Here is a 13,142-nt window from a genome sequence, read left to right as displayed (position 1 = left end):
CATGACCCGCTTGACGGCTAGCGCCGTCGGAGACCCTTGTAATGCCTGACCAAGATGTACGCTTGCAACACCTGAAAGTTTGGCTTGATGAACAACTGGCGACCCTCTTTGCAGCGCAAGGTTGGGGCGCCGTGCCCCCGGCCACGTTGACTGCGGCCAGTAGCGACGCGAGTTTCCGGCGCTATTTCCGCTGGGAAGGCGAGGGCAGAAGTTTCGTCGTGATGGACGCTCCGCCCCCCAGGAAAACTGCAAACCCTTCGTGGATATTGCTTTTCTGCTGGCGAAATCCGGAATAAATGTGCCGAAAATTTATGCCGAGGACCTCGAGCGCGGTTTTCTTTTGCTCAATGACCTGGGCAATAAGACTTATCTGGACGTGATCGACAGCGAAAACGCCGACGATTTGTTCAAGGATGCCTTGCAGGCGTTGCTGGCTTATCAGCAGTTGCCGATGGTGGCGCCGCTGCCAAGTTATGACGTGGCGTTGCTGCGTCGCGAGTTGGAACTGTTCCCCGAGTGGTACGTGAAACAAGAGCTGGGCATCGAGTTTGACGCCGCGCAGCAAATGCTCTGGCAGCAAGTCAGCGATCTGCTGATTGACAGTGCCCTGGCCCAGCCAAAAGTGTTGGTGCACCGCGACTTCATGCCGCGCAACCTGATGCTCAGCGTGCCGAATCCCGGCGTGCTGGACTTTCAGGACGCGGTTTATGGCCCGGTCACCTACGACATAACCTGCTTGTTCAAGGACGCGTTCCTCAGTTGGCCCGAAGAGCGCGTGCTCGCCTGGCAGCAAGATTACTGGCAACAGGCCGCCGCGCTGGGCATCCCGGTCCAGCCTGACTTTGAAGAGTTTCGGCGTGCCAGCGACCTGATGGGCGTGCAACGTCACCTGAAAGTGATCGGCATCTTCGCCCGCATCTGCCACCGCGACGGCAAGCCGCGCTACCTCGCCGACGTGCCACGCTTCTTTGCTTATATAGAAGCTGTGATTGCCCGCCGCCCTGAGTTGGTGGAGTTGGATGTGTTGCTGGCCAGTTTGCGTTCCGGAGCCACTGCATGAAGGCAATGATTCTGGCTGCGGGTAAAGGCGAACGCATGCGCCCGCTGACCCTGACCACGCCAAAACCGCTGGTGCGTGCCGGCGGCGTGCCGTTGATCGAGTATCACCTGCGCGCCCTGGCGGCTGCAGGGTTTACCGAGATCGTGATCAACCACGCCTGGCTCGGTCAGCAGATCGAAGACTACCTGGGTGATGGTTCGCGCTATGGCCTGAGCATTCAGTACTCGCCCGAAGGCGAACCACTGGAAACCGGTGGCGGGATTTTCCGCGCGTTGCCGTTGCTGGGTGACGAGGCGTTTGTGGTGGTGAACGGTGATATCTGGACCGATTACGACTTCAACGCGCTGCGCCAACCCATTGCCGGGCTGGCTCACTTGGTGCTGGCGGATAACCCGGCGCATCACCCGGCCGGGGACTTCCTGCTGGTCTACGGCCAGGTTCGCGATGGCCAGCCGGATGCCAAGACGCTGACCTACAGCGGCATCGCGGTGCTGCACCCCGACTTGTTCGATGGCTGCACTGCCGGCGCATTCAAGCTGGCGCCACTGTTTCGCACGGCCATGGCCGCCGGAAAAGTCTCGGGTGAGCGTTTGAACGGACATTGGGTAGATGTCGGTACGTACGAACGCCTGGCCGAGGCCGAAACTCTGATAGAAGCGAGACGCTGACATGTTGTGGCCAGGGACTCTGATCGGAGCCGGAGCGGGCTTTGCCATAGCCAGCATTCCGGGGGCCATGCTCGGCGCCTTGTTGGGACAGGCGCTGGACCGGCGCATGCACTTGCAGAGCTGGGGGCATTTGCGGGAAAAACTCGGCGGTCGTCCGGTGTTGCGCAACGATGAACTGCTGTTTGTGTTGCTCGGTCGGTTGGCCAAGATCGACGGGCGCGTGGTCGACGGCCACATCCAGCAGGCGCGTCAGGAGATGCGCTCGCTGGACATGACTGAATCGGCGCAACGCCGTGCGATTGCCGCGTTCAATCGCGGTAAATCGGGGCATGACCGGTTGCGGGGGTATTTGCGGCGCTTGAGTGCCCAGCCCCATGCCGCTGAAGGCGTTTTGCGCGCCTGTTGGCGGATGGTTTGGGCCGATGGTCGTGCGGGTACCAGTGAGCGAGAGTTGCTTGCGCAGTGGGGCAAATGGTTGGGCTGGACGCCGCAGCAAGTACTGGCATTGGCCCATGACTATGAGCCGCAGAAACGCCAGCTCAGCAACGCTGTGACTTATCAGGAGGCTTTACGGCTACTGGGGGTTTCGGCGACCAGTGAGCCGGCGCAGATCAAGCGGGCTTATCGGCGTCTGCTCAGTCGTCATCATCCGGACAAGATTGCCGGAACCGGGGCGACGGCGTTGCAGGTGCGCGAGGCAACGGACAAGACGCGCGAATTGCACAATGCCTATACGTTGATCAAGGAGCGGCGGGATTTTCGCTAGCAGCACATATTTGTGTTGTCAGTGATGCCGCCTTCGCGAGCAAGCCCGCTCCCACATTTGATCGGCGTTGTTTGTATGAACGCGGTCTAGAGTGGGAGCGGGCTTGCTCGCGAATGGGGCGACGCGGTCTATCAGTTCGCCAAAGGCTGTGGATTCAACCAACCGCGAACCCGGCGAAACAGCTGTTCTTGCTCAGCCTTGGTGTTGCCCGGCAACGCCTTGAGCGAGACCTGGCTGAACGCTGAAGTCTTCAAACGTTTGCTGGCCTGCAAGCGTTCCAGCGCCGCACTACGATCCAGCGGCTTATCCATATAGAAGAGGTCGGCGGTCGGCAGCTTCAAGGTCGGCGTCACCTCGGCCAGTGGAGGCTTGCCTGTTACCGGCGTCTGCGCCGCAATCATCACAAACTTCTCCACTTGTGCCGTCTGCTTCTCACTCAGGTAACGCGCAGCCCAATATGCCCCAGTGCCGTGCCCCAGCACCACAATGCGGCGAGCGCTTTGCTGTTCTGCGAAAGCGATGGCAGCGTCGATGCGGGCGAAGATTCGCTCGGCGTCGGCTTTGCTCTGTTCTTCGGTGGTCTCGGCGATGACTTTGTCTGCAACCTCCGCTTCGCCACCGGTTGCCTGTTCGATAGGCGGGGCGGTGGTCGAGTCTTTGCTGGCGGCTTCAGCCGTTTTGGGCGCGGGCGCTGCTGAGACGATACGTGGCGCAATGGCATCGCTTTGCAGGTCGGGCAAGGTGATACTCAGGCTGCTCCACTCGACGTCCGGCAATTTGTTACGCAAAGGGCTAATGACTTGCGGCCAGTCAACGGTTTCGCCAGCGCCGGGGATGATAATCACCGCGCCTTTGGGCTCGGCGGTATTGGCCGGCTTCCACAAGGCGAGAAAGGAGTCGGCCCCGGCCTGAAGTTGTTGCTGTTCCTGGGCGGGGAGTTGTCGCTCAAGTGCCGTCGCTTCTTCCTGACTACGCTCAAGCAGCGGCTGACGCTCGACCGGTTTTGCTTCGGCGGGTTTTCCCGCAGCGGCAGGTGCAGGGTCGGCGGCCTCGACGGAAAAGGCGCAAGGCAGGATCAGCGACAGGCACAATGCTGGCAGTGCCAGGCGGTAGACAGGGGGCATCGGATATTCCAGGCCAGAAGTTATTCCGGCAGCCTAATGGGTTGATCAGTATTTGTCAGTGTGTGGGACTTCAATGATGCGTTTTCGCTGCCTGTGGGTTATCGGCTGTTTGTGGTTTCCCTTGATGAGTTGGGCGGCGCCCACGTCCCCGGCGCACGTTGCCCAGTTGTCATCGGCCCAGCAGCAATGGTTGGCGCAGCACAACGAATTGAGGGTCGGGCTGGTGTTGCAGGCGCCGTATGCGCAATACGATCGGCGCTTGCAGCGTTTGTCCGGGGTTAACGTCGAATTGATGAAGTGGCTGGCCAAGTCGCTCAAGGTCGAACTCAGCTGGCGCAACTTCCCCGACGTCGAGCAGTTGGAAGCGGCGGTGCGCGACGGTGAAGTCGATATCGCCCCGGGGCTGACCCAAACCCCCAGCGGGCTTCGGCTTTGGCAGTTTTCCGATCCGTACATGCGCGTGCCGCAACTGGTGGTCAGTGACCAGAAGAGCACCGGCGTGGTGGAGCTGGAAAAACTCGACAGCCAGACCCGCGTCGCCGTGCGCATGCCCAGTGCCACGGCCGATTATCTGCGCGGCAATTATCCGCATCTGAACCTCCAAGGCGTACCGATCGAGCGCCAGGCGTTGCAGTTGCTGTTGAGTCAGCAGGCCGTTTACGCGGTGATTGATGAGGCGCAACTGGGGCGCTTGTCGGCCGAGCCCGAATTTGCCGGGTTGGTGGTGGTGGGCGACATTGGCTTGCCGCAACTGCTGCGGGTGGCCACGCGCCGGGACTGGCCGGAGCTGGCCGGTATCGTCGAAAACGCGCTGCGGGCGATTCCGGCCAAGGATCTGGAGCAACTGCACAACCAATGGCTGCAACCGAAGTACCCGCGGTTGTCCGAGTCCCCGGGGTTCTGGCAAAACCTTTGTCTGCTGCTGACGGTGTTGCTGCTGAGCAGCATGGCCATCGTGTTTTGGCAGCGACGTCAGCAACATAGCCTGGAGCAACGGCTGCTGGCGGCGCGGGAAGACATCGCTTTGCGCGAAGCCAGTGAAGAAGCCCTTCGGTTGACCCAGTTTTCGATTGATCAAAGTACGGTCGGCATTCTGTGGGTCAACTGGGACAGCCACGTGCGTTACGCCAATCGCGCCGCCGAATCGATGCTCGGCTATCCGGCGGGCGGGATCATTGACCGTCCCTTGATCGACTTCGAACCCGGCCTGCACATGGACCGCTGGCTGAACCTGTGGAAAAGCGCGCGGGCCAGTGAGGAAGCACCACAAAGTTTCGAAACCAATTGTGTAAGGGCCGACGGCCGCATTTTGCCGGCGGACGTTTCGCTGAGTTTCTTGCGTTTTCGCGACGGCGAGTACCTGGTGGTCTACCTCAATGACGTCACCGAGCGCCGTAGGGCGCTGGCCGCGTTGCAGGAAAGCGAGGCGCGGTTGCAAGGGATCGCCGCCAACGTTCCCGGATTGGTCTTTCGTCTGGAGCGGGCGCCGGTGACCGGGCAAATCGACTTTGCCTACATCAGCGAAGGCAGCGAGAGCCTGGTCGGCTACTCGCCAGCGACCCTGGCCCATCGGGATAAAGGCCTGCGCAGCCTGGTGCACCCGGACGACAAGGCCAGTTATCACCGGACTCAGGATCACGCGCTGGACACCGACAGCGACTGGTCCTGGCAGGGACGGATTCTTACCCGCTCAGGTGAACAGCGCTGGGCCGAGATCAAAGCGATCACCCGGCGGCTGGAGGGCGGGGCGTATGTCTGGGACGGGATCGTCTGGGATATCAGCGAAAGCAAGCGCATCGAACTGGAACTGGCCAGCTCCCGTGGGCAACTGCGTGAGTTGTCGGCGCATCTGGAGAGCGTGCGGGAAGAGGAAAAGGCCCGCATCGCTCGGGAAGTTCACGACGAACTGGGCCAGATGTTGACCGTGTTGAAACTGGAAACCTCCATGTGCGAACTGGCCTACGCCCAGCTCGATCCGGGGCTGAACGAACGCTTGAACAGCATGAAGCGGCTGATCGCTCAGTTGTTTCAACTGGTGCGCGATGTGGCCACGGCGCTGCGGCCACCGATTCTCGATGCCGGGATCGCCTCGGCCATTGAATGGCAGGCCCGGCGTTTTGAGGCGCGCACCCAGATCCCGTGCCTGGTGCAGGTGCCGGAGAATCTGCCGGTGCTCAGCGATGCCAAGGCGATTGGCTTGTTCCGGATTCTTCAGGAAGCACTGACCAATGTCATGCGCCATGCCCAGGCGCATACTGTCGAACTGACATTGGCATTGGACGGCAACCAGTTGTGCCTGACCGTCAGCGATGATGGCGTAGGATTTGTTCCCGCTACAGGCAGGCCGACATCCTTTGGCGTGGTGGGTATGCGTGAGCGGGTGTTGATCATGGGCGGGCAGTTGTCGCTTGAGAGTGAGCCGGGGGAGGGCACGACCCTGAGTGTGCGTGTGCCGGTGGCTGAGGCCTGATGGTTTTGTGGTGTTTGGGCTGACGCTTTCGCGAGCAAGCCCACTCCCACAGGGATTTGTGTTGTTGCACAGATAGCTGAACCCCCCCAACTCACTGTGGGAGCGGGCTTGCTCGCGAATGATCTTGGCTCTGAAATAAGAAGAATGGAGAAGCTTGTGATCCGTGTACTGGTAGCCGAAGACCACACCATCGTCCGCGAAGGCATCAAGCAATTGATCGGCCTGGCCAAGGACTTGCTGGTGGTGGGGGAGGCGAGTAATGGCGAGCAACTGCTCGAGACCTTGCGTCATGTGCCCTGCGAAGTGGTGTTGCTGGACATCTCCATGCCCGGGGTCAATGGCCTGGAGGCTATTCCACGGATTCGCGCGCTGAACAATCCGCCGGCGATTTTGGTGTTGTCGATGCACGATGAAGCGCAAATGGCCGCCCGTGCATTGAAGGTCGGCGCTGCCGGCTATGCGACCAAGGACAGCGATCCGGCACTGCTGCTGACGGCAATTCGCAAAGTGGCGGCGGGCGGGCGTTACATCGACCCGGACCTGGCAGACCGAATGGTTTTCGAAGTCGGCCTGACCGATTCACGGCCGTTGCACTCCTTATTGTCGGAGCGCGAGTTTTCGGTGTTCGAGCGTCTGGCCCAGGGCGCGAACGTCAACGACATCGCCCAGCAACTGGCCCTGAGCAGCAAAACCATCAGCACCCACAAGGCGCGGCTGATGCAGAAACTCAACATCACCTCCCTGGCGGAACTGGTGAAGTACGCGATGGAACACAAACTCCTCTGAGCTTCACCGCAGTCCAATGTGGGAGCGAGCTTGCTCGCGAAGGGGCCGTGTCAGTCGACATCAATATTGCCTGATACACCGCTTTCGCGAGCAAGCCCGCACCCACAGGAATCGTGGTGACATGTCCATTTGCGACATCCTGAAAACCTGTTTTTGCCTGTTCTTGCGGCTTGCCGCTTGAAATTCGCCGCTGCTCTATCCAATCCCGCCATCCGTGTAGGGCAATCCCTACCCCCAACCTTCCATCCGGCTGAGGCGATTCTCTCCTGCGCCCCGATTTGCGTGGTCCCCAGCGTCCACTAGGCTTAGCCCACAAGCAGTCATCAACAACAAAGGTGTGGGTATGAGCCAGGTCGATTCAAGTGCAGGGGCCAATGACATTCTGGTCAGCTTTCGTGGAGTGCAGAAGAGCTACGACGGCGAGAACCTGATCGTCAAAGACCTCAACCTGGATATTCGCAAAGGCGAATTCCTCACGTTGCTCGGGCCGTCCGGCTCCGGCAAAACCACCAGTCTGATGATGCTCGCCGGTTTCGAAACCCCGACTGCCGGTGAAATCCTGCTGGCCGGGCGCTCCATCAACAACGTGCCGCCGCACAAACGCGACATCGGCATGGTGTTCCAGAACTACGCCTTGTTCCCACACATGACGGTGTCCGAGAACCTCGCATTCCCGCTGACCGTGCGCGGCTTGAACAAAAGCGACGTCAGCGACAAGGTAAAAAAGTCCTGAGCATGGTTCAGCTCGACGCCTTCGCCCAGCGTTACCCGGCGCAACTGTCCGGTGGTCAGCAACAGCGTGTGGCCCTGGCCCGCGCCTTGGTGTTCGAGCCGCAACTGGTGCTGATGGACGAACCTCTCGGTGCGCTGGATAAACAACTGCGTGAACACATGCAGATGGAAATCAAACACCTGCACCAGCGCCTCGGCGTGACCGTGGTCTACGTGACCCACGACCAGGGCGAAGCCCTGACCATGTCCGACCGTGTGGCGGTGTTCCACCAGGGCGAAATCCAGCAGATCGCCCCGCCGCGCACGCTCTACGAAGAGCCGAAGAACACCTTCGTCGCCAACTTCATCGGCGAGAACAACCGCCTCAACGGCCGCTTGCACAGCCAGACCGGCGACCGCTGCATTGTCGAACTCGGGCGCGGTGAAAAGGTTGAAGCCCTGGCGGTCAACGTCGGCAAGACCGGCGAACCCGTCACGCTGTCGATTCGCCCGGAACGCGTGAGCCTCAACGGTTCGAGCGAGTCCTGCGTCAACCGCTTCTCAGGGCGGGTGGCGGAATTCATCTATCTGGGCGACCACGTCCGGGTTCGCCTGGAAGTCTGCGGCAAGACCGACTTCTTCGTGAAACAACCGATTGCCGAGCTCGATCCTGCGCTCGCGGTCGGCGACGTGGTTCCGCTTGGCTGGCAGGTCGAGCACGTTCGCGCGCTCGACCCGCTTTTAGAGGCGAACTGATCGCCCCCGCAATACCAACACCAACCCTGCACGTGGAGAGAACAATAAATGTTGAGATCCCTGAAATTCACCGCCCTGGTCGTGGGCATGATGGGTGCGGCACACGCGATGGCCGCGGGTCCGGACCTGACCGTGGTGTCCTTTGGCGGGGCGAACAAGGCTGCGCAGGTCAAAGCCTTCTATGCACCGTGGGAAGCGGCCGGTAACGGCAAGATCGTCGCGGGTGAGTACAACGGCGAAATGGCTAAGGTCAAAGCCATGGTCGACACCAAGAGTGTGTCCTGGGACTTGGTAGAAGTTGAGTCGCCGGAACTGTCCCGTGGTTGCGACGAAGACATGTTCGAACCGCTGGATCCGAAGCTGTTCGGCAAAACCGAAGACTACGTCAAAGGCGCTATTCAGCCTTGCGGCGTGGGCTTCTTCGTCTGGTCAACTGTGTTGGCCTACAACGCCGACAAGCTGAGCTCGGCGCCGACCAGTTGGGCGGATTTCTGGGATACCAAGAAATTCCCTGGCAAGCGCGGCCTGCGTAAAGGCGCCAAGTACACCCTGGAATTCGCTCTGATGGCCGACGGCGTTGCGCCGAAAGACGTCTACAAAGTGCTGGCCAGCAAAGACGGCCAGGACCGCGCGTTCAAGAAACTCGATGAGCTCAAGCCAAGCATTCAGTGGTGGGAAGCCGGCGCACAGCCGCCGCAATACCTCGCTTCCGGTGACGTGGTCATGAGCTCGGCTTACAACGGCCGGATCGCTGCGGTACAGAAAGAAAGCAACCTGAAAGTCGTGTGGAACGGTGGCATCTACGACTTCGATGCATGGGCCATTCCAAAAGGCCTGGATAAAGCCCGTGCCGAAGCGGCGAAGAAATTCATCGCTTACTCGGTCATGCCGCAGCAGCAGAAGATCTACTCGTCAAACATCGCCTACGGCCCGGCCAACATCCAGGCCGTACCGTTGCTGGACAAGGACGTGTTGAAAGACATGCCGACCACCCCGGAAAACATCGCCAACCAGGTGCAGATCGACGTCAGCTTCTGGGCTGACAACGGCGAGCAACTGGAACAGCGCTTCAATTCCTGGGCTGCGAAGTAACTAGAGGGCTCGCCCTCCTGTGAGGGCGAGCTTTTGTGGCGAGGAGCTTGCTCCCGCTTGAGTGCGCAGCACTCACAAAATTGGAAGTTGTTAACGGAATTTTGGGGCCGCTTCGCAGCCCGGCGCGAGCAAGCTCGCTCGCCACAAAAGCTCACTCCCACATTATCGATTGATCAAAGATTTCCGGAGTACGCCATGGCTATCGCCGTTCCCCTGAACGCGGGCACTGACCCCACCTTGAAGCAGCGGCTCAAGCACGCCGAGCGGATCAATCGCTGGAAGGCCCAGGCCTTGATTGCGCCGTTGGTGCTGTTTCTGTTGCTGGTATTCCTGGTGCCGATCGTGGCGCTGCTCTACAAAAGCGTCGGTAACCCGGAAGTAGTCGGCGGCATGCCGCGCACCGTGACGGCTATCGCCGGTTGGGATGGTCGTGGCCTACCCGCTGAACCGGTTTACAAGGCTGCCAGCGAAGACCTCGCTGAAGCCCGCAAGAATCAGACCTTGGGCGACCTGTCCAAGCGCTTGAACATGGAGTTGGCCGGCTACCGCAGCCTGTTGACCAAAACCGCTCGCGCCTTGCCGTTCGCCACTGAGCCGGCTTCTTATAAAGAAGCGCTGGAAGCCCTCGACGAACGCTGGGGTGACCCGGCCTATTGGCAGGCTGTGCGTCGCAACACCAGCAGCATCACGCCGTATTACTTGCTGGCGGCGGTCGATCACCGCATCGACGACCTCGGCGAAGTGGCCCCGGCCACCCCGGATCAGGCGATCTATCTCGACATCTTCGCCCGCACGTTCTGGATGGGCCTGGTCATTACCGTGATCTGCCTGTTCCTGGCGTATCCGTTGGCGTATCTGTTGGCGAACCTGCCATCGCGCCAAAGCAACCTGCTGATGATTCTGGTGTTGCTGCCGTTCTGGACCTCGATCCTGGTGCGCGTTGCCGCGTGGATCGTGTTGCTGCAATCGGGCGGGCTGATCAATAGCGGCCTGATGGCCATGGGCATTATCGATAAGCCGCTGGAGCTGGTGTTCAACCGCACCGGGGTTTACATCTCGATGGTGCACATCCTGCTGCCGTTCATGATTCTGCCGATCTACAGCGTGATGAAAGGCATTTCGCCGACCTACATGCGAGCCGCGATTTCCCTCGGTTGCCACCCGTTCGCCAGTTTCTGGCGGGTGTACTTCCCGCAAACCTATGCCGGTGTCGGCGCCGGTTGCCTGTTGGTGTTCATCCTCGCCATCGGCTACTACATCACCCCGGCCTTGCTGGGCAGCCCGAACGATCAGATGGTCAGTTACTTCGTCGCCTTCTACACCAACACCAGCATCAACTGGGGCATGGCGACCGCGCTCGGTGGGCTGCTGCTGTTGGCGACCGTGGTGCTGTATCTGATTTACAACTGGCTGGTGGGCGCCAGTCGCCTGCGCTTGAGCTAAGGGGAGAACGAAATGCTGAGTCCTTATATGTCGCCCATTGAACGGGTGTGGTTCTACAGCTTGCGCACGCTTTGCGGGCTGATCCTGCTGTTCCTGATCCTGCCGGTGCTGGTGATCATTCCGCTGTCGTTCAACTCGGGCAGTTTCCTGGTGTACCCGTTGCAGGGCTTCTCGCTGCACTGGTATCAGGACTTCTTCGCCTCGGCGGAATGGATGCGCTCGCTGAAGAACAGCATCATCGTCGCCCCGGCGGCCACGGTGCTGGCGATGGTCTTCGGTACGTTGGCGGCGATTGGCCTGACCCGCGGTAACTTCCCGGGCAAGGCGCTGGTGATGGCGCTGGTGATTTCGCCGATGGTGGTGCCGGTGGTGATCATTGGTGTGGCCAGCTATCTGTTCTTTGCGCCGCTGGGATTTGGCAACAGCTATACCTCGCTGATCGTGGTGCACGCGGTGTTGGGCGTGCCGTTTGTGATCATCACGGTATCGGCGACCTTGCAGGGGTTTAACCACAACCTGGTGCGGGCCGCTGCGAGCCTCGGTGCTTCGCCGCTGACGGCATTCCGTCGGGTGACCTTGCCGTTGATTGCGCCAGGTGTGATCTCCGGGGCGTTGTTCGCCTTCGCCACCTCGTTCGATGAAGTGGTGGTGACGCTGTTCCTCGCCGGTCCTGAACAAGCGACCTTGCCACGGCAGATGTTCAGCGGCATCCGCGAAAACCTCAGCCCGACGATTGCTGCCGCTGCGACGCTGCTGATTGCCTTCTCGGTGATCCTGCTGCTGACCCTGGAATGGTTGCGTGGCCGTAGCGAGAAGCTGCGTACTGCGCAGGTCTGAAGCAACACACCGATTAACTGTGGGCGCGAGCTTGCTCGCGATAGCGGACTGTCTGTCGACATCAATGTTGAATGTCAGTCAGTCATCGCGAGCAAGCTCGCTCCCACATTGGTTTTGTGCGGTGTTCGAGATCTCTGGTCATTCATTGCCTGAATAACAGACAAACCCCAATCCCCAGCTACTATTGTGCCCAGCTCCCCTAGCGATAAGAGGCTGCGCACATGAGTCTTTCCTCTTTCAAAATTGCCCACAAACTGATCACCGGCGCCGGTGCCATCGAGCAACTGGCGGCCGAGCTGACACGCCTTGATGTCGACAACCCACTGATCGTCACCGACGCCGCCCTGGTCAAGTCCGGTACGGTAGAGCTGGCGTTGGCGCATCTCGGCGACCGGACCTACGAGATTTTCGACCGCGTACTGCCCGACCCGGAAATCGCCATCGTCGAAGACTGCATGCGTGTCTACCGCGAAGGCGGGCATGACGGGCTGATCGGCCTGGGCGGCGGCAGTGCCATCGACATTGCCAAAAGCGTGGCGGCCTACGCCGGTTACCACGGCGCGCTGGAAGATCTGTTCGGCGTCGACCAGGTGCCGCGCAAAGGCCCGCCGCTGATCGCCATTCCGACCACCGCCGGCACCGGCTCCGAAGTCACCAACGTGGCGATCCTTTCCGACAAGGTCGCGCAGTTGAAGAAAGGCATCGTCAGCGACTATCTATTGCCGGACGTGGCATTGGTTAGCCCGCAAATGACCCTGACCTGCCCGCGCAGTGTCACCGCCGCCAGTGGCGTCGATGCGCTGGTGCACGCTATCGAATCCTATCTGTCGCTCAATGCCTCGGCGATCACCGACGCGCTGGCGATTGGTGCCATCAAGCTGATTACCCAGGCGTTGCCCAAGGCCTATGCCAACCCGGCCAACCTGCAAGCCCGCGAAGACATGGCCACCGCCAGCCTGATGGCCGGCATGGCGTTCGGCAATGCCGGGGTCGGTGCGGTGCATGCGTTGGCGTATCCGCTGGGCGGGCGCTACAACATTGCCCACGGCGTCAGCAACGCCTTGCTGCTGCCGTACGTCATGACCTGGAACAAAATGGCCTGTGTCGAGCGCATGCAGGATATTGCCGAGGCCATGGGGGTCAAGATCGCTCACCTGAGTGCCACCGATGCGGCGGATAAAGCCGTGGAAGCGATGACTGCATTGTGTGCGGCGGTAGAGATCCCGCGGGGCCTGCGCAGCTTCGGCGTGCCCGAGGATGCGATCCCGGCGATGGCCGTGGAAGCGGCGGGAATCGAGCGCCTGATGCGCAACAATCCGCGTAAATTGAGCGCCGTCGATATCGAAAAGATCTACCGGGCGGCGTATTAGAGCCTGCGGACAATGCCGATTGAAGGCAGGCCCAATCATCGCGGTCACAGTGCGCGCGT

General features: G+C 60.6%; 9 protein-coding genes and 2 pseudogenes. 10 read left to right on the top strand and 1 reads right to left on the bottom strand.

Annotation, left to right across the window (positions count from 1 at the left end):
- Nucleotides 1-41: 41 nt before the first annotated feature.
- The 3 genes and pseudogenes from RHM58_RS05260 (at nucleotide 42) to RHM58_RS05250 (ending at nucleotide 2,494) form a co-directional block, all read left to right on the top strand.
- Nucleotides 42-1,060: pseudogene (locus tag RHM58_RS05260) on the top strand (aminoglycoside phosphotransferase family protein).
- Complete coding sequence (murU, locus tag RHM58_RS05255; RefSeq protein WP_322269803.1) at nucleotides 1,057-1,728, top strand: N-acetylmuramate alpha-1-phosphate uridylyltransferase MurU; 672 nt, start codon at nucleotides 1,057-1,059, stop codon at nucleotides 1,726-1,728. Before RHM58_RS05260 ends, murU begins: the two are co-directional and overlap by 4 nt.
- A 1-nt stretch (nucleotide 1,729) precedes the next feature.
- A complete protein-coding gene (locus RHM58_RS05250) occupies nucleotides 1,730-2,494 on the top strand; it encodes a TerB family tellurite resistance protein (RefSeq protein ID WP_201198252.1) in 765 nt (254 codons plus the stop codon).
- A 131-nt stretch (nucleotides 2,495-2,625) separates the two neighbouring features.
- Here RHM58_RS05250 and RHM58_RS05245 read toward each other — a convergent pair whose 3' ends face one another.
- Entirely contained in the window at nucleotides 2,626-3,618 is a 993-nt protein-coding gene (locus RHM58_RS05245; protein ID WP_201198251.1) for an alpha/beta hydrolase family protein, read from the bottom strand.
- 73 nt (nucleotides 3,619-3,691) lie between these two features.
- Here RHM58_RS05245 and RHM58_RS05240 point away from each other — a divergent pair, with 73 nt between their 5' ends.
- The 7 genes and pseudogenes from RHM58_RS05240 (at nucleotide 3,692) to RHM58_RS05205 (ending at nucleotide 13,083) form a co-directional block, all read left to right on the top strand.
- Nucleotides 3,692-6,088, top strand: a complete 2,397-nt coding sequence (locus RHM58_RS05240; protein WP_201198250.1) for a PAS domain S-box protein — start codon at nucleotides 3,692-3,694, stop codon at nucleotides 6,086-6,088.
- Nucleotides 6,089-6,232: 144 nt separating this feature from the next.
- Nucleotides 6,233-6,874, top strand: coding sequence for a response regulator transcription factor (locus RHM58_RS05235; RefSeq protein WP_175479186.1), 642 nt, complete (start codon nucleotides 6,233-6,235; stop codon nucleotides 6,872-6,874).
- Between the two features lie 343 nt (nucleotides 6,875-7,217).
- A pseudogene (locus RHM58_RS05225) lies at nucleotides 7,218-8,341 on the top strand (ABC transporter ATP-binding protein).
- 48 nt (nucleotides 8,342-8,389) lie between these two features.
- The gene (locus RHM58_RS05220; protein ID WP_201198249.1) at nucleotides 8,390-9,433 is read left to right on the top strand and encodes an ABC transporter substrate-binding protein; all 1,044 of its coding nucleotides are present in this window, start codon (nucleotides 8,390-8,392) and stop codon (nucleotides 9,431-9,433) included.
- Nucleotides 9,434-9,628: 195 nt separating this feature from the next.
- Nucleotides 9,629-10,876: an ABC transporter permease gene (locus tag RHM58_RS05215; protein WP_201198248.1), complete on the top strand. Its 1,248-nt coding sequence runs from the start codon at nucleotides 9,629-9,631 to the stop codon at nucleotides 10,874-10,876.
- Between the two features lie 12 nt (nucleotides 10,877-10,888).
- Entirely contained in the window at nucleotides 10,889-11,713 is an 825-nt protein-coding gene (locus RHM58_RS05210) for an ABC transporter permease (protein ID WP_201198247.1), read from the top strand.
- Nucleotides 11,714-11,934: 221 nt separating this feature from the next.
- Nucleotides 11,935-13,083, top strand: a complete 1,149-nt coding sequence (locus RHM58_RS05205; RefSeq protein WP_322269801.1) for an iron-containing alcohol dehydrogenase — start codon at nucleotides 11,935-11,937, stop codon at nucleotides 13,081-13,083.
- Nucleotides 13,084-13,142: the final 59 nt, after the last annotated feature.

The sequence above is a fragment of the Pseudomonas sp. 10S4 genome (assembly GCF_034344865.1).
In the GTDB taxonomy this organism is placed as follows: domain Bacteria; phylum Pseudomonadota; class Gammaproteobacteria; order Pseudomonadales; family Pseudomonadaceae; genus Aquipseudomonas.
The sequence above is the reverse complement of the archived record's forward strand: the minus strand, read 5'-3'. Positions and strand labels throughout refer to the sequence as shown.